The 21947-nt window shown below is 63.0% G+C and carries 20 protein-coding genes; 14 read left to right on the forward strand and 6 right to left on the reverse strand.

Features of this window, described 5'->3' with window-relative positions; genetic code table 11:
- Positions 1–45: 45 nt before the first annotated feature.
- Both sfnG and msuE read right to left on the reverse strand, forming a co-directional pair.
- Positions 46–1158: a dimethylsulfone monooxygenase SfnG gene (sfnG, locus tag BKK79_RS02005; protein ID WP_071012686.1), complete on the reverse strand. Its 1113-nt coding sequence runs from the start codon at positions 1156–1158 to the stop codon at positions 46–48.
- A gap of 58 nt (positions 1159–1216) precedes the next feature.
- The gene (msuE, locus tag BKK79_RS02010; RefSeq protein WP_071012685.1) at positions 1217–1801 is read right to left on the reverse strand and encodes an FMN reductase; all 585 of its coding nucleotides are present in this window, start codon (positions 1799–1801) and stop codon (positions 1217–1219) included.
- A gap of 912 nt (positions 1802–2713) precedes the next feature.
- On the opposite strand from msuE, the gene BKK79_RS02015 reads away from it, so the two are divergent.
- The 12 genes from BKK79_RS02015 (at position 2714) to BKK79_RS02070 (ending at position 16014) form a co-directional block, all read left to right on the forward strand.
- Positions 2714–4102 carry an LLM class flavin-dependent oxidoreductase gene (locus BKK79_RS02015; protein WP_071012683.1) on the forward strand — a complete coding sequence of 463 codons (1389 nt, stop codon included), beginning with the start codon at positions 2714–2716 and terminating at the stop codon, positions 4100–4102.
- Between the two features lie 36 nt (positions 4103–4138).
- Positions 4139–5488 (forward strand): styrene monooxygenase/indole monooxygenase family protein, encoded by a 1350-nt coding sequence (locus BKK79_RS02020; protein ID WP_071012681.1) that lies wholly within the window; start codon positions 4139–4141, stop codon positions 5486–5488.
- Complete coding sequence (locus tag BKK79_RS02025; protein WP_071036959.1) at positions 5485–6681, forward strand: acyl-CoA dehydrogenase family protein; 1197 nt, start codon at positions 5485–5487, stop codon at positions 6679–6681. Before BKK79_RS02020 ends, BKK79_RS02025 begins: the two co-directional genes overlap by 4 nt.
- A gap of 16 nt (positions 6682–6697) precedes the next feature.
- Complete coding sequence (locus BKK79_RS02030) at positions 6698–7648, forward strand: AMP-binding protein (protein WP_071036960.1); 951 nt, start codon at positions 6698–6700, stop codon at positions 7646–7648.
- Positions 7645–8442, forward strand: a complete 798-nt coding sequence (locus tag BKK79_RS02035; protein WP_071012676.1) for an ABC transporter ATP-binding protein — start codon at positions 7645–7647, stop codon at positions 8440–8442. Before BKK79_RS02030 ends, BKK79_RS02035 begins: the two co-directional genes overlap by 4 nt.
- A gap of 16 nt (positions 8443–8458) precedes the next feature.
- Entirely contained in the window at positions 8459–9340 is an 882-nt protein-coding gene (locus tag BKK79_RS02040; RefSeq protein ID WP_071036961.1) for a branched-chain amino acid ABC transporter permease, read from the forward strand.
- Positions 9341–9347: 7 nt separating this feature from the next.
- Entirely contained in the window at positions 9348–10409 is a 1062-nt protein-coding gene (locus tag BKK79_RS02045) for a branched-chain amino acid ABC transporter permease (RefSeq protein WP_071012673.1), read from the forward strand.
- Positions 10410–10450: 41 nt separating this feature from the next.
- On the forward strand, positions 10451–11776 hold the full coding sequence (locus BKK79_RS02050; RefSeq protein ID WP_231907901.1) for an ABC transporter substrate-binding protein: 1326 nt from the start codon (positions 10451–10453) through the stop codon (positions 11774–11776).
- A 22-nt stretch (positions 11777–11798) separates the two neighbouring features.
- Positions 11799–13166: an ABC transporter substrate-binding protein gene (locus tag BKK79_RS02055; RefSeq protein ID WP_071036962.1), complete on the forward strand. Its 1368-nt coding sequence runs from the start codon at positions 11799–11801 to the stop codon at positions 13164–13166.
- A gap of 3 nt (positions 13167–13169) precedes the next feature.
- Positions 13170–14033 (forward strand): ABC transporter ATP-binding protein, encoded by an 864-nt coding sequence (locus BKK79_RS02060; RefSeq protein ID WP_084084412.1) that lies wholly within the window; start codon positions 13170–13172, stop codon positions 14031–14033.
- Positions 14034–14255: 222 nt separating this feature from the next.
- Complete coding sequence (locus BKK79_RS02065) at positions 14256–14471, forward strand: hypothetical protein (protein ID WP_071036963.1); 216 nt, start codon at positions 14256–14258, stop codon at positions 14469–14471.
- Between the two features lie 166 nt (positions 14472–14637).
- Complete coding sequence (locus BKK79_RS02070) at positions 14638–16014, forward strand: ISNCY family transposase (protein ID WP_071036964.1); 1377 nt, start codon at positions 14638–14640, stop codon at positions 16012–16014.
- 1155 nt (positions 16015–17169) lie between these two features.
- On the opposite strand, the gene BKK79_RS02075 is transcribed toward BKK79_RS02070, so the two are convergent.
- Together BKK79_RS02075 and BKK79_RS02080 are read right to left on the reverse strand one after the other, a co-directional pair.
- The gene (locus BKK79_RS02075) at positions 17170–17703 is read right to left on the reverse strand and encodes a GNAT family N-acetyltransferase (protein WP_071036965.1); all 534 of its coding nucleotides are present in this window, start codon (positions 17701–17703) and stop codon (positions 17170–17172) included.
- Positions 17704–17757: 54 nt separating this feature from the next.
- The gene (locus BKK79_RS02080; protein ID WP_198173302.1) at positions 17758–18573 is read right to left on the reverse strand and encodes an energy transducer TonB; all 816 of its coding nucleotides are present in this window, start codon (positions 18571–18573) and stop codon (positions 17758–17760) included.
- 381 nt (positions 18574–18954) lie between these two features.
- Here BKK79_RS02080 and BKK79_RS40130 point away from each other — a divergent pair, with 381 nt between their 5' ends.
- A complete protein-coding gene (locus BKK79_RS40130) occupies positions 18955–19446 on the forward strand; it encodes a hypothetical protein (RefSeq protein ID WP_157128348.1) in 492 nt (163 codons plus the stop codon).
- Between the two features lie 146 nt (positions 19447–19592).
- Positions 19593–20183 (forward strand): FlhC family transcriptional regulator, encoded by a 591-nt coding sequence (locus tag BKK79_RS38695; protein WP_084084414.1) that lies wholly within the window; start codon positions 19593–19595, stop codon positions 20181–20183.
- A gap of 411 nt (positions 20184–20594) precedes the next feature.
- Here the strand turns inward: BKK79_RS38695 and BKK79_RS40135 are convergent, their stop codons facing one another.
- Both BKK79_RS40135 and BKK79_RS42245 read right to left on the reverse strand, forming a co-directional pair.
- Positions 20595–21116, reverse strand: coding sequence for a hypothetical protein (locus BKK79_RS40135; protein ID WP_157128350.1), 522 nt, complete (start codon positions 21114–21116; stop codon positions 20595–20597).
- On the reverse strand, positions 21113–21766 hold the full coding sequence (locus BKK79_RS42245; protein ID WP_084084416.1) for an RHS repeat-associated core domain-containing protein: 654 nt from the start codon (positions 21764–21766) through the stop codon (positions 21113–21115). Before BKK79_RS42245 ends, BKK79_RS40135 begins: the two co-directional genes overlap by 4 nt.
- Between the last annotated feature and the right edge of the window lie 181 nt (positions 21767–21947).

Below are 21947 nucleotides of genomic sequence, written 5' to 3' on the forward strand. Positions count from 1 at the left end.
CGGGGCGCGGGACGGATAGCGGGGAGAAGGGCTCCTGGCGGAGGCTCAGGCAGCGGCGGCGGCGGGCTCCGCGGCGCGGGCGGCCTCCAGCTCGCGTACCAGCGGCAGCACCTTCTGGCCGAAGTACTCGACTTCCTCGATGAAGTGCAGGAAGCCGGTCAGGATCAGGTCCACACCGATCGACTTGAGCTCGACGATGCGCTCGGCGATCTGGCGCGGCGTGCCGATCAGGTTGGTGCGGAAGCCGTCGTTGTACTGCACCAGGTCCTCGAACGTGGACTTGGCCCAGTTGCCCTCGCCTTCCGGGGAGGCCTTGCCGGCTTGCGCGACCGCGTCGCCGAAGGCGTGCACCGCTTCCACGTGGGCGTGGTCGATGATGTCCTGCAGTACCTGGCGCGCCTCCTCCTCGGTGTCGCGCGCGATGACGAAGGCGTTGACGCCGATGCGCACCTTGTGGCCGTTGGCCTTGGCCTTGGCCTGGATGTCATCGATCTGCTTCTTCAGGCCTTCGGGCGTGTTGCCATTGGTGAAGTACCAGTCCGATACGCTGGCGGCGTTATCGCGCGCCGCGCGCGAGCTGCCTCCCTGGAAGATCTCGGGGTGCGGTTTCTGCACTGGCTTGGGACTGAGCGTGTAGTCGTTGAAGCGGTAGAAGTCGCCCTTGAAGGTGAAATTGTCCTGGGTCCAGATGCCCTTGAGGGCGCGGATGAACTCATTCGAGCGGCGATAGCGCTCATCGTGCTCGAGCCAGGGCTCTCCAATGGCCTGGAACTCTCCCTTGAACCAGCCGCTGACCACGTTGATCGCGATGCGGCCCTTCGAGATATGGTCGATGGTGGCGATCTGCTTGGCCACCACCGCCGGGTGCCATGGTCCTGGCAGGATCGCCGCCAGCACCTTCAGCTTGGTGGTGGCGTGCAGGATCGCCTGGCTGAACGATACCGATTCGTGCTGGAACTCGGCGCCGTAGCCCGCGGTGAAGCGGATCTGGCTCAGCGCATACTCGAAGCCGGCCTGCTCGGCCGCCTGGGCCAGCCGCTCGTTGTATTCGAGACTCCAGTCGGTGCGCTGCTCGATCGTGCTGACGACCAGGCCGCCGCTGACATTCGGCACCCAGTAGGCGAATTTGATGGCGTCTGCTTGGGGAGCGTTGCTCATGATGTGATCCTCGTGATGCGGTCGGGTTGACGAAGCGGTGACGTGTGGCCGGATGGGCTCAGGCGGGCAGGGCCTCGCGCAGCGCGGCACCGGCGGTGACTGTGGCACCGGCGAGCGACGGCAAGGCGCGCTCCACTGCCAGGGCAATGCGCTCGCGCAGGGCGCCGTGTCGGATCGCATAGCCATCGAAGTCCTGTTCCGAGGCATAGACGCCGATGGGGAGCGTGCGTGCCTGGAAGAAGCTGAACAGCGGACGCAACTGATGGTCGATCACCAGGGCGTGGCGATCGCTGCCGCCGGTGGCGGCCAGCAGCACCGGCACGTCGATCAGTGCTTCGTGATGGACCAGATCGAAAAGGTGCTTGAACAGGCCGGTGTACGAGCCGCGATAGACCGGGCTGGCAACGATCAGCACATCGGCCTCTTCGATGGCGCGGATCTCGGCCTCCACGGCGGCGCTCAACTGGCTGCGGTACAGCGCGCCGGCCAGATGTGGCGCGAGGGCGCCGAACTCGATCACGTGCGGATCGACGGGTATGGCCGCACCGATTCCTGCCAGCAATTCCTCGACCAGGACCAGGGTGCGCGAGGGCTTCTGTACGCTGCCCGCGACGGCGACCACCTTCAACTTCCTCCGGCTCATTTCGTGTGCTCCTTGGGCTGGCATCAGCCGGCCTCACCTTTATTGAAGCCGCGTGGCGAGCCTGCCCGCGGCGAACTGTCGGCAACGATTGTGCAGGCGAGCGCGCCGCGGACCTACCGCGAAATGCGCTCATGCATATGTGCGCAGCGCACAAGCAGTGAAGTCTTTGATTCGCAAGAGGAAAGAAGTGGCTGGCACCGAGTTGCGGGTGTTGTGCCAAAAGCAATGCGGTTCAGCGTGGCGCCGGCGGCCCGTCGATCTTTGATCAATTTGCTGATCGCCTGCGCATCCAGACGCGTTGCGATGTGTCCCGAGAATCCTTCGCCGCCGTCGTGCCAGCGGTAAGGCGCCGGGACTGTATGCCACCGACTGCATGGAACCGCGGGTCATGGCGATTGACTGGCCTGGTGCGCTCATTCCTCCTGTGTTCCGGCACCCGCTTACTTCCGCTTCCAGGCCGTTTAGCCGCAGCATGTTCCGACCGCACTGCGCTGGCAGTGGATGGCCCGGCGACGGCTCGCCCGTGCATCTGGCCGTCGCCGCCGGCGCAACGCCGCAGAGGCGCCCCACGACGTCTTCAGCGTCCGGAGCGCGCCTGGAAACGCAGGCGATCAGCAAATTGATCAGAGATCGACGGGCCGCCGATGCGATGCCGTGCCGCTCGGCCCTTGGCGCTACATCCGCCAGCCGCCGCCAACCACTTCTTTTCTCTTGCGAATCAAAGGCTTCACCACTTGTGCGCTGCGCACATATGCATGAGCGCATTTCGCGGTAGGTCTGCGGCGCGCTCACCTGCACAATCGTTGCCGACAGTTCGCCGCGGGCAGGCTCGCCGCGCGGCTTCGATAACAGGTGAGCCGATGCCGTTGCAGCGGGCGACTAGCCCCCTCCTTCTTCCCTTCCATCGCAGCCATGAGCAAGACCATCCACTTCAACGCGTTCGAAATGAACTGTGTCGCCCACCAGTCGCCAGGCATGTGGCGTCATCCGCGCGATCGTTCTTGGCAGTACAAGGACGTGGAGTACTGGAGCGACCTGGCGGTCATTCTGGAGCGGGGGATCTTCGACGCGGTCTTCATTGCCGATGTGATCGGCTACTACGACGTCTACAAGGGAAACAACGACCATGCTTTCTTGGGTGGCGTGCAGATCCCGGTGAACGATCCGCTCCAGTTGGCCAATCCGATCGCCCAGGCGACGAAGCACCTGGGCATCGGCATCACCGCATCGACTTCCTTCGAGCATCCCTACACCTTCGCGCGCCGGCTCTCGACGGCAGACCACCACACCAAGGGGCGGGTGGGCTGGAACATCGTCACCTCTTATCTGGAAAGCGGCGCCAAGAACATCAGCCAAGGTGGCCTGAAACGCCATGACAACCGCTACGAGGTTGCCAACGAATACGTCGAGGTGCTTTACAAGCTGTTCGAGGGCAGCTGGGAGGAGGGCGCCGTGGTGCGCGACCGTGAACGGGGCGTGTTCGCCATCCCGGAGAAGATCCACGAGATCGGCCACAAGGGAAAGTACTTCGAGGTGCCTGGCTACCACCTGTGCGAGCCCTCGCCGCAGCGCACTCCGGTGCTGTTCCAGGCCGGTGCCTCACATGCCGGCAAGGACTTCGCGGCGCAGCACGCTGAACTCGTCTTCATTTCCACTCCCACGCAGGAAACCACTCGAGACTACGTGAGCGACATCCGCCGGCGTGCGGCGGCCGCAGGCCGCGATCCGCGCAAGCTGCTGATCTATGCCCTGGTGACTATCGTGGTCGATGAGACTGATGCCAAAGCGCAAGCCAAGCTCAAGGAGTACCAGCAATACGCCTCTTACGACGGCGGTCTGGTGCTGACTTCGGGTTGGACGGGCATCGACTTCGGCCGCTACGCGCCGCACGACAGCGTGCGCAAGGTGGAGACCAACGCCATCATCTCGGCGGTCGAGCACCTGGCCGAGGGCGGCAAGACCTGGACCATCGAGGAACTCGCCAGATGGGCCAGCATCGGCGGCCTGGGGCCGCTGTTCGTGGGCTCGGCAGCCACTGTAGCAGACCAGCTGCAGCAGTGGGTGGAGGTGACCGACCTCGACGGCTTCAACCTGGCCTACGCCGTGGCGCACGAGACCTTCTCCGATGTGGTCGAGCACCTGGTGCCGGAGCTGCAGCGGCGGGGCGTCTATCCACGCGCCTATCGAGACGGCACGCTGCGCGAGAAATTGTTCGGCGAGGGCCCCTACCTGCCCGAGACGCATCCGGCAGCCCGCTATCGCGATATCGAGCGCGTCAAGCGTGAAGGCGCGGCAAGCTAATCCATCGGTCAACCACCCAAGCGGAGGAATTTCGACATGAGTCAGAAGAGAAAGATCGCCGTTGTCGGCGCGGGCCTGGCAGGAGCCAGTGCCGCTCTTGGATTTGCCAACGCAGGCTTTGCGGTCACGCTCTACAGCGACAAGCCGCGCGAAGTCCTGCGCAACGGCGTTGCCGCTACGGGCACGGCCATCTATTTCGGGCAGCCGTCGCAGGACGCCGACGCGCAGATCATCGAGAACCTCTACGGCGATGACTCCTTCGCCGACGGCTTTTCGGTGAGAGCCTACAACGAAGACAAGAGTCCGCTGCTGAGCTTCGACACCGACTACCACTACTACCGGGCGCAGGCGGTCGACGTGCGCCTGCGCGCCGATGACCGGATCGGCCGCTTCATCGGGAAAGGGGGGGAGTTCCGCGTCGAGGCTGTGACGCCCGACTCGCTGGACGCCATTGCCGCCGCCCATGACCTGACGCTGGTGGCCACGGGCAAGCAGAGCCTGGCGGATCTGTTCCCGGTGGATGAAGGCCGTACGGTCTACAAGGCGCCGCAAAGGCATCTGCTGACGGTCAACGTGAGGGGGCTGGACTATGACAAGACGACCTTCGACTATCGTAGCCAGGTCGGGTGGAAGCACAATTTGTTCACCATCCATGGCGCCGAAGGTGAAGTCTTCACCGGGCCGCTGCTGCATAAGGACGGGGTGAGGGGCTGGATTCTGCTGGGTTTCGCCAAGCCGGGCGGCGATTGGCAGAAGCGCTTTGCCGAGGCCACGGATTCGGCTTCAGCGCTGTCCATCTTCAAGAAGCTCTTCCATGACTACTTCCCGGAAGATGCCGCCGAGATCGACAAGCTCCAGGTGATCGAAAGCGACCCGTACACCTGGCTCAAGGGCGCCGTCACGCCAACCGTGCGCAAGGCCGTCGGGTACACCAGGAACGGACATGTCGTCGCAGCGCTGGGTGATACGGCGATCGCGGTCGATCCGCTGGCCGGGCAGGGTGCGCAGAACGTGTCGATCCAGGTGGCCGCGCTGGTGCGCGCCGCCACCGAGCGCCAAGGGCCCTTCGACGCGGCGTGGATCACCGACCAGTTCGACGCCCACTGGGAACGCCATGGCTATGGCGCCACCGAAGTGACCCGTCTGTTCCTGGGCGATCCGAAGTACGCCGAGCACGGCGGCCTCTTGTTCCCCTCGGCGACCGTGAACCAAGGCAAGGGCGGGGCGGCGCTCTTCCGCTTGCTGTCGGAGCCTGCGCTTCTGGCGAGCCTTCAGACCAGGGGCGCCTTGACGAAGTACATCGAGGCGGAAACCGGCGAAACGGTCGAGAGCCTGCTCTCACGCTTCGTGCCTGCCCAGAGCTTTCCGGCGCGGGAGGCGCTATGAGCGCCGTCAGCGATAAGACTCTGCAGTCGCGCTTCGCGTCGCTGTTCGCCCGCCTGGCAGACGGTGCCGTGGAGCGGGAGCGCAATCGTCGGTTGGCCTTCGACGAGGTCAAGGCCTTGCAGCAGGCAGGCTTCGGCGCCCTGCGCGCGCCCGTGGAGCAGGGAGGCGCCGGTGCCACCATCCGCCAGTTGTTCGACCTGCTGATCGGCCTGGGGGCGGCGGACTCCAATCTGCCGCAAGCCTTCCGGCTGCACCTGGTCTTCGTGGAAGAGCAGCGCCTGAAGGCGCTGCAAGGCAGCGCAAAGGCAAGGGAATGGCTGGCCAAGGCAGCCGAAGGCAAGTTCTTCGGCGGCGCTGCGACGGAGTTGGGCGAGGGCGCAGCGCAGCGATACAGGACCGCGGTGTCCCGCACGCCGCAGGGGTGGCGGTTGAACGGGGAAAAGTTCTACAGCACGGGCGCGCTGTATGCCGATTATCTGGCCGTGGCGGCCGACAGGGACGGCGAGCGTGTCACGGTGGTGGTGCCGGCCGAGGCGCCGGGCCTGACGCAGCGCGACGACTGGGACGGATTCGGGCAGCGCCTGACCGTCAGCGGCCATTCGACCTTCGTCGATGTTCCCGTGCGGGAGGACGACATCTCGGAAGGGGGCTACGGCTCGCCCGGCCGCACCTGGGCCACGGCCTACCTGCAGCTGATCCTGCTGGCGTCGCTGGCGGGCATCGCGCGGCGGGTGGAGCAGGAGGCGATCGCGTGGGTGCGTCCGCGCACCCGTACCTTCAGCCATGCGCCCGCGGACCTGCCCAAGGACGATCCGCTGGTGCAGGAAACCATCGGCAAGCTCTCCGCGGCGGCCTTCGGCGCGCGCGCGGCGGTACTGGCCGTGGCCGAGACGCTGGATGCGGCGATCGCTGGCGGTGCCTCGGACCCGGAACTGGTGGACAACGCGGAACGCGCGGCGGCGCAGGCGCAGGACGTCGTGATCTCCCTGGCGCTGGACGCCAGCAGCCGCTTCTTCGAGCTGGGTGGCGCTTCCCTGACGAGCAGCGCGCTGGCGCATGACCGCCACTGGCGCAATGCCCGCACGCTCGCGGCGCATAATCCCCTGGCCTACAAGCTGCGCGCTCTGGGCGCCAACCTCCTGAACGGCGACCCGCTGCCCTATCAATGGAGCGCGGGCGTGCGCCGGTCCTGAGGAGGGAGGCTGGCCGATGACGATAGCACTGAAGACCGCTCGGCGGGACGGCGATATCGACGTGGCGGAAGGCGTGGTACTGCCGCCGGCCGCACTGCGGGCAGTCGAGCGTTGGGCGCAGCAGAAACCGCAGGCACTGGCATTGCTGCACAAGCAGCACGGCCGCTGGGGCGCTTACCGCTGGAGCGACGTGGCCCGCACGGTGGCGCAACTGCGCGACGCGCTCGCGCGCCGAGGCTTGGGGCCGGGGAGCCGGCTGGCTGTCAGCGGAGCGCTGGAGCCTCGGCTCATCCTGCTGGTCCTGGCTGCGCATGGCGCCGGTGCCACGGTGGTCGCCATCGACCGCCACGCCCAGGGCACGGCCTTGCAGGAACGGCTAAGAGCTGCCGCCCCGACGCACGCATTCGTGCAGGAGCGAAAGACCATCTCCGAGTGGATCGACAGCGGCCATGTCAACGCCGCGCCGGTGCCTTTGTATTCGGCGCAGTCGGTCGCGCATGACAGCGGCTCCTGGCACATCGCACCGCTGGCTGAGCTGGCCGGCCCGGCGTCCGCGCCAGCCGTCGCCGGCCGTCAGGCCAAGCTGCGCGGGCACGCGGCGCTGTGGGTGGACGAGGGCACGGAATGGCACCAGGGCCTGGAGCAGGTACTGGCGGACTGGCTGCACAGCGGTACCGCCATGGCCGCGCCGGAGAGCAGCGCGTCCTCCACGCGGGACCGCCGCGAGATCCAGCCTTGGCGTCTGCTCGTGTCGGTCGCGCGGCGCCAGCAGTTGCAGGCTGAATTGCAGGCCCGCCTGCCGCTGCCGGGAAGCTGGCGGCGCAGGCTGACAGAGCGTGCCGCCGCCCGGCCCGGCGGCTTGCTGGCACGGTGGCTGTTGGGCCGCATCAGCCGCCTGCACGGGCTTCCGGTGCGGCAAGGTCCGGGCGAGATATCGACGGTGCTTGCCAAGGAGGTGTCCGCATGAACGACGGCATCGCCAGCCCGGCCCCGCCGGACGCCATTCTGGAAGTGCGCGGCATTTCGCTGTCGTTCCGGGGCGTCCAGGCCATCAGTCAACTGTCGTTCGTGGTGGCGCGTGGCGAGATCTGCGCCTTGATCGGTCCGAATGGCGCGGGCAAGAGTTCGCTGCTGAACGTGCTCAACGGCGTCTACAAGCCTGATTCCGGCGACATCCGCTACGAGAACGAGACCTTTCGCGAGCTGCATCCCCTCGATGCGGCGCGGCGCGGGATCGGACGGACCTTCCAGAACAACGCGCTGTTCAAGACGCTGAGCGTGCGCGACAACGTGCTGACGGGACTGTCGCGCTATGCGCGCAGCAGCGTGGTTGAGCAGGCCTTGCATCTGCCGCGTGCAAGGCGCGAGGCGGCCGACTTCCTGGATCGTGCCGAGGCGGTGCTGGAGTTCCTCGAACTACAGGTTTGCCGCCACACCTTGGTGGGCAGCCTGCCCTATGGCGTGCAGAAGCGTGTGGAACTGGGGCGTGCGCTGGTGTCCGCGCCGCGCCTGCTGCTGCTGGACGAACCGATGGCCGGGATGAATGCCGACGAGAAGCTGGAGATGAGCCGCTTCATCGCCGACATCAACCGGGATCTGGGTATCACCGTGGTACTGATCGAACACGACGTGGGCGTGATCATGAACCTGTCGAGCCACGTAGTGGTGCTGGATTACGGCCGTAAGGTGGGCGACGGCACGCCGGCACAGGTGCAGGCCAACCCGGACGTGATTGCCGCCTACCTGGGCGCGCCGCATTGAAAAGGCGTGGACGACTATGCTTCTCTTCCTCGAAACCCTTGTCGGCGGCTTGCTGGCGGGGACCATGTATTCGCTGGTGGCGATCGGCTTCGTGCTGATCTACAAGGCCAGCGGTGTGTTCAATTTCGCGCAGGGCTCGATCCTGCTGTTCTCGGCGCTGCTGTTCGTCACGCTGCGGGAGTCGAGCGTGCCGTTCGTCCTGGCCCTGCTGCTGACCATCGCGGCGCTGGTGCTGCTGGCGGTGCTGATCGAGAAGCTTGTGCTGCGACCGCTGACCAACCGCAGCCCGATGACGTTGTTCATGGCCACCCTGGGCCTGTCCTACGTGGTCGAGGGCGTGGCGCAGGGCGTGATGGGCGCCAACGTCCATGCGCTGGACCTGGGCATCGCTGACCTGCCGGTCTTCGTCGGCGGCGTGCTCATCAGCCAGTTCGACCTGGTGGCGGCTATCACTGCCGCAGTGCTGGTCGGCGTGCTGGCCCTGCTGTTCGACAGGACGCGCATCGGTATCTCGCTGCGCGCGGTGGCCGACAACACTCGCGCGGCCTTGTCCGTCGGCATCAACCTCCACCGCATCTGGCAGGTCGTATGGGCGGCGGCGGGCCTCACAGGGCTGGTGGCCGGGCTGCTGTGGGGCGCGCGCCAGGGGGTGCAGTTCTCGCTGTCGCTGGTGGTGCTCAAGGCCCTGCCGGTGCTCATCATCGGCGGCTTCACCTCGATCGGCGGCGCCATCGCCGGCGGGCTGATCGTGGGCGCCGCGGAGAACCTGGCCGAAGCCTACATCGGCCCCTATGTCGGCGGCGGCATCACGTCGTGGTTCGCGTACTTCCTGGCGCTGGTGTTCTTGTATATCCGCCCAGCCGGGATCTTCGGCGAACGTGCCATCGAACGAGTCTGAGATCCCTATGACAGACACTACGCCTTCCATCCATCCCGCCTATGGGGCGCCTTTGCGGCTCAAGGGCAGGGCGCCCGCGCGGCTGCCGCAGGTGGCGCTGCTCGTGCTGGCTTTCGGCATCGTGCCCTGGCTGGGCAGCGAGTACTGGCTCAACGCGATCGTCGTGCCCTTCCTCGTGCTGTCGCTGGCCGGCCTGGGCCTGAACCTGCTGACCGGCTATGCGGGGCAGACTTCGCTCGGGTCGGGCGGCTTCATGGCCGTCGGGGCCTTCGCCGCCTATGCCTTCCTGTTGCGCGCAGACCTGAGCTTTCCGGTCGCGCTGCTGCTGGGCGGCTTGGCCGCAGCGCTGGCCGGGCTGCTCTTCGGCTTGCCCAGTGCCAAGATCAAGGGCTTCTACCTCATGGTGACCAGCCTGGCGGCGCAGTTCTTCCTGGAGTGGTTGTTCCTGAAGTTCCCGTGGTTCTACAACCACAGCTCGTCGGCCACCATCTCGGCGCCACGGCTGGATGTCTTCGGCCTGGACTTCGACCATCCGCTGGGCAAGTACTACGTGGTGCTGGCCACGGTGAGCCTGCTGACCTGGGCTGCCGTCCACTTGGTGCGCAGCCAGACGGGCCGCGACTGGATGGCGATCCGCGACATGGACACGGCCGCGGCGGTGGCGGGCATCCGCGTCAACCGCAGCAAGGTGCTGGCCTTCGCGGTCAGCGCCTTCTACCTGGGCGTGGCTGGCGCGCTGTGGGCCTTTGCCTACCTCGGCTCGGCGGGTGCGCAGAGCTTCGGCCTGGCGCGCTCCTTCCAGGTCCTGTTCATCATCATCATCGGCGGGCTCGGCAGCATCGGCGGCAGTTTCATCGGCGCGGCCTTCATCAGCCTGCTGCCGCTGGGACTGGACTTCGTCTCGCAGAGCCTGTTCGCCGGGCGGCTGGATGCAGGTCTGCTGCAGAACATCCAGAAGGTGATCTTCGGCGTGCTGATCATCGGCTTCCTGATCAAGGAGCCGGAAGGCATCGCCCGTCTTCTCCACAACTGGCGCGCTCGCCTGTCGGTCTGGCCGCTGCGCTTCTGAACCTTCGTTCCGCCTGACACCTCTTCAAGGAATCCTTTGACATGCTTCTTATGAAAAAGACGCTGATCCTGACGCTTGCCGCCGCCCTGGGCCTGGCATCCGCCCCTCTGTCCGCCGCGGAGCAGTACGTGCCGTTGCCGACCTACCGCGTCGGACCCTACGCGTCGAGCGGTTCGCTGTGGTGGGCGGGCACTCTCGACTATTTCCGCTACATCAACGAAGTGGAAGGCGGCATCAATGGCGTGAAGATAAAGTATGAGGAGTTCGAGACCGAGTGGAGTCCCGACCGCACGGTGGAGGTCTATGAGCGCGTCAAGAAAGGCAAGGACGGTTCGCCCCTGGCCTTCTTCTTCACCCACGGCACGCCGGCCACCTACGCGCTGATCGAGAAAGCCGCAGCGGACAAGATTCCGCTGATCGACCCGGCCGGCGGACGAACCGAATCCATCGATGGCACGGTGTTCCCCTACGCTTTCCCGCTGCTGTTCAGCTACTACAGCCAGGCATCGACCGGCATCAACTTCATCGCGCAGAAGGAGGGCGGATTCGATAAGCTGAAGGGCAAGAAGATTGTGACGGTCTATCACGATTCGGCCTATGGCCGCGCCACCCAGCCAGCCCTGGAACTGCTGGCCAAGAAGTACGGCTTCGAGAATATCCAGATTCCGGTGGCTGACCCCGGCAACGAGCAGTCGCCGCAATGGCGCCGCGTGCGCGAGATCAAGCCTGACTGGGTCTTCCTGCGCACCTGGGGAGTCTCCACGGTCGTCGCGCTCAAGACTGCCCAGCGCTTCGGCTTTCCCGCCGACCACATCATCGGCGACGTCTGGGCCGGCTCCGAATCCGACGTGATTCCCGCCGGCGATGCGGCCAAAGGCTACCAGGCACTGGCCCCGTATCCCGGCGGCACCGGTTTCGAGATCCACAAACGATTGAAGCAGCACATCCTCGACAAGGGCAAGAGTGACCTGCGCGACACCAGGTACTTCGGTGCGGTCAACTACAACATCGGCCTGGTCAATGCCGCATTGGCGGTGGAAGCGTTGCGCACCGGGTACAAGAAGTTCGGCGCGCGCCCGCTCAATGGCGAGGAGGGCCGCTGGGCCTGGGAGCATCTCGCGGTGAACGATGCGCGCTTGAAGGAAATCGGGTTCTACGGTCTGCTGCAGCCGCTCAACATCACCCCGTATGACCACGAAGGCGGTGGCGCGGCGCGCATCCAGAAATGGGACGGGAGCAGATGGGTGTTGCAGACCGGCTGGATCAAGGCCGACCATGAACTGCTGCGTCCCCTGATCAAGGAGAAGTCGGCAGCCTATGCGAAGGAGCATGGCATCACACCGCGCGACCCGGGCAAGGAACACTGATTTCACCCTCGCAGGCAAAACCATGAAAACAACCATCAGTTCCCGTCACCATCTGGCGGGTGTGGCAAGCCTGGCCCTGGCCGGCGCCATCGCGAGCAGCGCGCTGGCGCTGGAAACCCGTCCCGGTCCCGATGCCGGTAAGCAGTTCCTGCCGATCGCCAGCTATCGGGTCGGCCCCTACGCCTCGTCGGGCGCGCAGATCTGGGCCGGCCGCATTGACTACTACCGCTACATCAACGAAGTCGAGGGCGGCATCAACGGCGTACCCATTGTCTGGCAGGAGTGCGAGACCGAATGGACGGCGGAGAAAGGCGTGGAATGCTACGAGCGCTTCAAGCACGGCCTCCAGGGCGCGCCGGTACCCGCCTATTTCCCCAATGGCGCGCCGGCGGCCTTCGCGCTGGCCGATCGCGCCGCGCAGGACAAGATTCCGCAGGTGACGCTGGCCTATGGCCGCACCGAGGCCGCGGATGGCACGGTGTTCCCTTACATCTTCCCGGTTGTCCTGACCTTCTATAGCGAAGCGTCGGCCCTCGTCAACTACATCGCGCAGCAGGAAGGCGGGCATGACAAGCTCAAGGGCAAGAAGATCGTCACGCTCTACCACGACTCGGCCTACGGGCGCGAGACGATCGAGCCGCTCAGGCTGCTATCCGGGAAGTACGGCTTTCAGGACATCCAGATCCCCTTTGCCGACCCAGGCAACGAGCAATCGGCGCAATGGCGGCAGATCCGCCAGATCCAGCCTGACTGGGTGTTCATCCGCACCTGGGGCGTTTCCACGCCGGTGGCCATCCGTACAGCGCAGCGCTTCGGCATCCCGGCCAACCGCATCGTGGGCGACGTCTGGGCCAGCTCGGAGGAAGACGTGATTCCAGCGGGCGATGCCGCCAAGGGCTATCTGGCGCTCACGCCTTACCCGGCCGGAACGGACTTCGAGATCCACAGGCGCTTGAAGCAATACATCATCGACAAGGGAAAGAGCGACCTGCGCGACACCCGCAAGTTCGGCAGCGTCTACTACAACTCGGGACTGATCGATGCGGTGATCTCGGTCGAGCTGGTGCGCAAGGCGCAGGAGAAGTTCGGCAAGCGCCCCGTCACCGGAGAGGAAGGCCAGTGGGGCCTGGAGAACCTGAACATCGATAATGCACGCCTGAAAGCGAACGGCTTCCACGGCCTGCTGCAGCCGCTGCGTTTGTCACCCCGGGACCACGAGGGCGGCGGCGCCGTCAAGGTGCAGCAATGGGACGGCAAGAAGTGGAATCAGGTGAGCGACTGGATCCAGGCCGACCGCGAATTGCTGTGGCCGCTCATCAAGGCCAAGTCTGCCGCCTACGCCAAGGAAAAAGGCATCGCACCCCGCGTAGCGTCGCAAGGAAAGAACTGAGCCATGAGCAACGGCATCGTCAGCGCCATTCCGGTTGAGATGGCCCCTAGCGTCTCGGCGCAGGAGCTATTGCGCGTGGACGACATCGAAGTCATCTACGACGGCGCCATCTTGGCTGTCAGCGGCGTCTCGCTGGTGGTGCGGCAGGGCGGCATCACCGCGCTGCTGGGCGCGAACGGCGCGGGCAAGAGCACTACGCTCAAGGCCATCTCCGGCCTGCTGGGCGCCGACCGCGCCCGCATCAGCCGCGGCAGCATCCGTTTCCAGGACAAATCGACCGAAGGAGTCGCGCCCGAGCAGCTGGTGCGCGCCGGCATTGTGCATGTGCTGGAAGGCCGCCAGGTCTTCCAGCACCTGACCGTAGAGGAGAACCTACTCAGCGGTGGCTTCGTGCGACGCCCCAGTCGACAGGCGCTGCAGCGTGGGCTGGATCGGGTCTATGCCTGGTTTCCGCACCTCAAACAGAAGCGCGGAGTGCGGGCCGGCTATATCTCGGGCGGCGAGCAGCAGATGCTGGCGATCGGGCGTGCCCTCATGACAGAGCCCCGCCTCGTGCTGCTGGATGAGCCTTCGATGGGCCTGGCGCCGATCATCGTGCAGGAGATCTTCGAAATCGTCAGCCAGCTTAATGTGCGGGAAGGGGTGAGCTTCCTAGTGGCCGAGCAGAACACCGCGCTGGCCCTGCGCCATGCGCATCATGCCTATGTGCTAGAGACGGGCAGGGCAGTGTTAGCTGGCGCTGTGCAGGACCTGCTGAATGATGCTGGCCTCCGCGATGCCTACCTGGGTAGAAAACTGTCGGCAGAGCAGCTGTCGGCAGAGCGTTCGGCCACTTTGCACCCGATCCAAGAGGCTCATTCACCGTGAGAATAGCAGCGAGATCTACCGCTCCTGACGGGCTGGTGGCTCGAGCACGAATTCGTCGATACGGCCAACCTATCTATCCGCATCGCCGCCAATTGCTGCGCCGTGTCCGAACACTGGTGGACCAGGTGATCGTCGATTTCGGTGATCATGCCACCGGAGCACTTCAAGCGTCAGCGCTGGCGGTGGGCGCTTTGGCGGCTCTGGCAGCCAGGAAGGCTACAGATGGCGACCGGCCCGTTTCTGATCGTCGGAACCGGGCTAGTCGTCGACAACAACTTGACCGGGAAGGCATCGAGTAACGACGCACTGGTAATGGCCTGTCTGAAGGGGCTCGTTGCCGGGGTAGGCAACACGGACCTCGCTCTGTTGCTGGGCGCCATTGGCATTGGGGTGTGGTTGCACCTCCGGGAGCGGCACGAGCATCGACGCAACGAATAGTATTTAACATAATATACATTATGCGCAACAAGGATGTTACGGCCAAATAGTATTGTCGTACTTGGGCCAAATAGTATTGTCTTACTTGGGCCAATTAGAACTGTCGCAGTGCTTGCCAGTCCTGGCAAGCTGGCGGCTTTCCGTCCGTCCGAGACTGGAGGCCGCCATGGGCAAGCCCGAGATCCTGACCGTGACGATGCGCGAACTGGACCGACTCAAGGTGATACAGGCCGTGGTGGAGCACGGCCTGGCGGTCTGGCGCGCCGCCGAGAAGCTGGGCTTGTCGCGCCGGCAGGTGGAGCGCTTGGCGCAGCGGTACCGGGCGGATGGGCCGAGCGGCCTCGCTTCGCGCAAGCGCGGCCGCCCCGGCAACCGCCAGTTGCCGCCCGGCCTGGAGGCTCGCGTGCGCGGACTGATCCGCGACAGCTACGCCGACTTTGGCCCGACCCTGGCGGCCGAGAAGCTGCGCGAGCGTCATGGCATCGACCTGGCCAAGGAAACGGTGCGCCGGATCATGGTCGACGCGGGCTTCTGGGTGCCGCGCAGGCAGCGCCCGCCCAAGGTCCACCAGCCGAGGAACCGCCGGGCGTGCCTGGGCGAGCTGGTCCAGATCGACGGCAGCGACCACGCCTGGTTCGAGGACCGCGCGCCGGCGTGCACGCTGCTGGTCTATGTCGACGACGCCACCGGCCGGCTGATGCAGCTGCTGTTCGTGCCGACCGAGTCGACCCCCGCCTATTTCACCGCCACCCGGGCCTATCTGGAGCGGCACGGCAAGCCGCAGGCGTTCTATTCGGACAAGTTCAGCGTGTTCCGGGTCAGCGCCAAGTCCAATGCCGAAGGCTGCGGCTATACGCAGTTCGGACGGGCGTTGTTCGAGCTGAATATCGACATCCTGTGCGCCAATTTCAGCCAGGCCAAGGGCCGCGTGGAGCGGATGAACGGCACGCTGCAGGACCGGCTGGTCAAGGAATTGCGCCTGCGCGGCATCAGCTCGATGGACGCCGCCAACGCCTATGCGCCGACGTTTATCGCGGACTTCAATGCGCGCTTTGCCAAGGTGCCAAAGAGCGACTTCAACGCGCACCGGCCGCTGCGTGGCGACGAGGATCTGGAACGAATCTTCAGCTGGCGCGAGTGGCGCAAGGTGTCGGCCAGCCTCACGCTGCAATACGACAAGGTGATGTACCTGCTGGAGGACCGGCCCGAGCACCGCCGCCTGATCCACCGCTACATCGAGGTGGCCGACTATCCGGACGGGCACGTGGAGCTGTGGGCCGACGGCGCTGCCCTGCCCTACACCACCTACCACCGGCTCTCGGAGATCGACCAGGGCGCCATCGTGGAAAACAAGCGGCTGGGGCGCGTGCTGGATATCGCCGCCCAGGTACAAGCGCTGCGCGACAACCGGCATCAGGCCGGCCCGTCGCGGACGCTGCAGGGCGAGCCGCTGCCCCAGCACGCGCAGTTGTACGTGAAGCGTCAGCGGCAGATCAACCGGATGGACATGGCGCGGGCGATCAAGGGCGCGCTCCTGCCCTAGTTGGCCTCTTGCTGCCCGATAGCGGATGCCGGGCCAGCCCGTTGCCGGAGGGCCATCCAAGTAATGAGGCGAGACTCGGACATGAATGTTACAAACGACTCGAAAGCGGGATCGAAGGCTAATCCGTAACGTGGACTGACGAGGAACCCCAGTTTTCGTGCTTTCACACTTGACAGTTTCCACGAAACGAGAAAGATCCCCCAAACATAGTCGACGGTAGAATCGCGTAAGCCCGCCGGCAGATCGCCATCCGCACCTACACTCCACATAGACTACGCAACGTGAAGAACTACCTGATATCGCTCGGAGCCGCACTTGTGCTAAGTGGTTGCGTCACTCATGCTGCGCTAACGTCTGACAACACAAGGACAACGAGAGTCACAGTCACGAACAATACGCCGGCGGCAATGTTTGCCGCCTTCACATACGAAGACGACTATGACTGCTACGCTGGACGAAACCTCGTTCCGGTTGGCGACCACGAACGCAACCACGTCTTCGACTTGGCAAGCAAGCGCTATCAGAGCGTCGCCTTTTCCTACCTTGGCGTCAACGCCGTCACGGTGCACTCATGTAGGGCGGTCTACACGATTGAAACTAAGCCTGACGCGGAGTACAGATTCGATTTCGAGCGAGTGCCGGGGGGATGCGTGACAACTGCGGTCGAAATCGAAGGTGGCAATGAAACGCGAGTCCCACTCATCAAGAGAGAGTACAAAACGCCGTTTTGGCATTCTGCCGGCCCATGGTGCGTTGCGGACACGCGTTTCCTTGGCTCGTCAAATCTGGCAACACCGCGAACCGCCAAAGATCACTAAGATCCCAAGCTCGTGGTGTGTTGCAACCGGAATCCAACGAATCCGGACATAGCGATCGACCATTCTGACTTAGAAGCGGTCCCGCGCCTGACAGGCAGCATCAACGAGCGCTACAAGCCGCCCGACGGCTGGACGGCCACCAGCTACTACCAACCACCAACCGATCCGATCAGAAGCGACGGCTTTCCATCCCGTCACGCCCGAACGCGTTGTGCAGGAGCACGCGCAACTCCTCGAGCAGTCTCGCTATGCGGTCTTCGTCAATCTCCGCCGGATCAATCGTAAGCAACCGGTGAACCCATCTTGATTGTCCGGCGACTCTTGCTGGCCATCAAAATTAACAGTCAGCCGGATTGATCAAGGATGTCAGTACGTGGTCTGCCCACGCGCCATTAAGCTTCAGATATGCCCGGGCGATACCTTCCCGCTCAAAGCGAAGTCCAGTGAGTAGCCGAGCGCTGCGCTCGTTCTCAGGTCGGTAGTTCGCCATGATGCGATGCAGCCCAAGCTCACCGAACACATACTCGATGGCGGTCGCCAAGCATTCGCGCATCAAGCCCTGCCCTTCACAGTCTCGCGCAATCGAGAAGCCTAGATGACATGCCTGGAACGGCCCCCGGACGATATTGGTAAAGTTGCAGTCTCCGATAAGTTGACCACTGTCTCTCCTGAACAGCAGCAGATGTAGAGCGCTCTCGGCCTCCATCTGCCTTTCCATCGCCTCTAGTCGGTTTTGGATCGACTGCAGTGTATAGAAGGAGCGGGGCCGCAACGGCTCCCAAGGTTTGAGGTGGGCGCGATTGGCGTTAATTCGGGGACTTCTGCCGCACGCGTGCTTCTTCGAAGATCGGAACCGCGGCCTGGGCGACATTGGTCCACGATGCGTCAACTGTGCCTGCGTGATGCGGCGCCGCGGGCCGGGCGTTCAGTGCAACTCGAACGAGATTGGCTGCGATGCGGTGAACGTGAATAGTTCGCCCTCATGGTCGTACGGGACGCAGTGCATTTCGCGTATGGCCTTGTCGGCCGCCTCATCGAGCGACGGTACACCCGTCGACTGGGTGATAAGTGTCAGGTACACGATGCCCTTAGTATTGACCCAGAAGCGTACCACCGCCTTTCCGAATTGCCCCTTCCGCCTCGCCTCGGCCGGATAAAGCGGGCGCAGTCGGGTGCATCTGATATCTTCGAGCGCGCGCGAAACTGCCTGCCCTACAGCGAGATCGACGTCGATCGACTGGTACGTTTTCCCGCATTGACCCAAGCGTTCTGCGACCTTCGCGTCGTACGCATCAGCGTACCGAGCCGCGGTAGCGGGCTCGAGGAGTTTGAATCCAACCGGTGTGTTCGAGAAATCGCGCATGGCAGCCATCTCGCTCGCACTCAAGGCGGTGCGTGGCGTGTTGTAGACTTGCCGGTCCATGAATGCGCGACCGACTGGTGTGGCCAGGAAGTCCCGCGCTTGCTCGAGCTCGGAAGTCGTCAGATTTCGTCGGAGGTCAGGTACCAGCTCGCTCCCAATCTTCTCCGCATCGCGACTGCTAACGCAGTAGATCGCGCGCTGGCCATGGCTCTCAGAGTTCCAGTAGCGGTGCACTAAGAGGGAGCGGACCTGCTCGGAAAAGAAGGCTGTCGCAACGTCTGCGACCTGCGAGTCAGTCAATGGCTCAGGCGGCTTCACAGCGCAGGCCCCAAGGACCATCACCGACAGTGCGGTGGCAATTAATCGGCGAAGGGGCATGGCAGTTAGCATCGAGTCAACAGTCTAAGCGTGGCATGGTAGGCCATTGCAATCCATAAAATAGCCCCTCTATGGGAGGCTATGAATGACGGCATTCCTTGGTCTCGGTGGACATCCGGTATGCTCTTGATCTGGATGCGCGGCATACCCGGTCCTTCAGGGCGGGGAGGGAGCGCCGCCCGTGCGCCCAAATGACCTATGTCGGGCGGGAGGCCAGCATTCTTCAGACGATACGTTCGTCGATGGCAGGTGAGCGCCTTGGCGCGTTTCAAAAACGCTGTCCATTGAACGGGCATTGTGCCCCGACGAGCGCGCTTCCGATTCTGGATCATCCCATACCCCCCAGGTGGGGTAATGACTATGTGCCGACCGTCTAGAATCGTGGGTTCGCAAACCTCAGTAAAGCAAAAAATAATGCGGGCAATTTTAGCTACTCTTGCAGCAATTGCGCTCTCTGGGTGTACTGTTTATTCAAAGGTAAAGCTATATGACGGTCCGGAGGTAACTTCTGATCGGATAGCACAGCTTTACGTTGATCCACACATAGTGGTGCGTCGCTTCGACGCAAAAGTCGAGCAGCCTGGCGAAAGGGCTTTGGTCCACTCCGCTGGGAAACGTCGGGAGATTGTCGAAATGTTGCCTGGCGAGCATGAACTCGATGTGCAGTTTTTCTTGCTCTGCCGAAAATCTGAAGTTGCGACGTTGCGATTTATGGCAGAAGCCGGAGCGGTATATCGGCTTACATATGATCTTGGCCCGAACAGCGCGTGGTGGCGACCTTCTATAACGCCTTACAAGGGCGAGGAGATTACGGATCAGGCAAGCATGTTCGATTCACTTTGCAACGTTCAGGTCATCAGAATATACCGATAGTCGGGCCGCAAGAATTCACTCAGCCCTGCCCTGACCGACGGGACATGTCGCGCACCTAGTCAAGGCTGGTGCCAACACCGCGTCTATCGGACGCTGCCAACCCAACTCTGCACGGCAGCTTGTACCTTGGAGGAGTACTCGGCGAGATGGGCGCGCGGGCAATCACGATGGTATCGGCAACGGACATTCGCACGTCCGATGCAAGAACGCTCTATAAGCAACTGAACGATAACCAGCCGTCACCATCCGGGCAGACCCCTCATTCGCTGGAGTGGTATATCGAACGGCCCTCTCGGCAGTTTCATGCGAGTTTGTTGCTTTCGCTCTATAAACTCGCGTTGCAAAACGGTATCGCACATAGCCAGGCCTTTGTCTGGACATACCACACGTATTACTGGCTGTATCGAGGTAAGAAGGAAGCGCCCGGCACGGCATCGCAGCGGATCATCAATACCGAGCGTGCGTTCTATCTGATTCGGCGAGCCAAGGACCTCTATGGCAATTCCCCGACTAGCCACGGGGAAAAGATCGCCGTTCAGGAGTGCAAGCTGTGCGGAGCGGAGATTTTGACGTTTGCGCACGAGGCAAACTTCGTCTGCAGCGTGTGCTCCGGGGGGCGAGGCGCATTGGCATGGGGCCGGCCTGCAGCGCGGCGCGCAGGCGGGATTCGTTCGAGTCGCTCATTTCAATTTGGCGGCGTCCTAGTGTGGAGCACTATGCACCGAGCCAGTCGGTGAGGTAATTGGCTCGATAACTGTATAAATATACAGTACACTGTTTGGCAGGAACCCGCCATGACCGTGCCCGCCCCAGAAACCATCCATTCTGCACTTTGGTTCGCCTCGCAGTTGGCGCGAGCAGCAAGGCCCTCCGTGCCCACGGGCTACGCCCCGGTGGCCGGTGAGTTGCCAGGCGGGGGCTAGCAGCCTCGCCACGCGCTCGATTGCGCTGTTGAACCCGCGCATGCGCACCGCACATCCCCGCCTTCAACTCGGCACGGTCACCGCGAATTTTTGTCGCATCCGCGTTTTCGCCCAATTCCACCGATCGGTGTCGTTCGTTCTGGACTCACCTCGCCGACGAACATGGATTAGGCGAAGGTCCACCCACGCGACCCTTCTTCTGAAAAACCCAATCCACACCGCACTCTATTCATCCATAGTTTGAGACGTAAAATATGTAGTTCTCTGCAATACTTGCTTATTCAAATTATCTATAAGCCTCCTTTGCCTTACCAATCCTTTATCGAACATAATTTCTATGGTATAGCTTTCCGAAGCATCTCCGCCACGCAATGTCAGCAAAAAATTCCCATTCCCATTTTGACGAAGACTCGCATCAATCAGATCTGCCAAGTCGGCATATACTGATCGAGCCACAAACAAGGAATTTCCATTAACAGAAATCTCCACGCTATCAACTGGACTGCAAGGAAACCGGCTGTATGTGCAGCTTGTCAGCCTCTTTTTCGGCAAAGTATCGCTAGCCTTTCCAATGTCTATCTCGTGAGTTGTGATCTTTGCTGATATTTGATTTTTTCCAAGCGTCGCAGAAACATCAGTGACACCTTGCGTAGCAACGTTAATCCTATTACCGACCGATGATGCTTCGCTACTGAATATGGCCGCACAAAGGAAGATACCAAAGACTTCGCGGAGGAGATTTTTCATGGAGTCACCCTGAGTACGTTGTCACCGCTACCACCAATTTGATTTCGAACGCCCCGATTCATAATGATGCACCCTTCCGAGGCGCTTCGATCTCCCCGGCTGTTATCACCATGAATTAGAAAACCGCCGCGGCCATACATCGTATTACTCGGATCAGGCGTCAATCTCATTGATCCGGGAAGATTTGTGCCACTACCAGTCGTATTGTTTTGTTGTTGGCCGATCGAGTATGTTCCCTGTGGGATCGGTCCGACATTGGTAGCACTCTGCATATCTGGATTGTTCACGCCCTCACCATGCCCCGCATAACCGTTACCGACATTCGTGCTGTTGCCATTCGAGTCGACATGGGTGAGTTGCCCTGTAGATTGCGAGTACACCCAATCGAGCCCGAACGGATCAATGCGCGAAATTGTGTCACCGCCGACATATCCGTAGAGATTTATGCCGCCCGCCAACCCAATGGGATCCTCCGAGATAAACCGCCCGAATCCCGGGTGGTAGTACCGTGCACGATAGTAGTACAGGCCGGCACCGTCATTCTCGCGACCGGTGTACTGGAACGCATTGCCGCTGACCTCTCCGCTGGCGGTGACCGCACCGTATGGCTCGTAGGCGTGGTCATGATCGCCCCGCGTGCCATCAGTCAGCTGCTCGCCGCGTCGGAGATGAAGTGGTGGCGCGTGTCAGTGGCTGACACACCTGACACTACTGGTCGTGGACGCAGCAGTTACGGCGGCGCGGCCTCGCGGCCTCGCAGATTTCGGGCCGTGAAACCCAAATGATGTGAACGGCAACGCCACTCTCCGGTCGTCGTACACCACCTATCTG

This window comes from Cupriavidus sp. USMAA2-4, from assembly GCF_001854305.1.
Lineage (GTDB): Bacteria > Pseudomonadota > Gammaproteobacteria > Burkholderiales > Burkholderiaceae > Cupriavidus > Cupriavidus malaysiensis.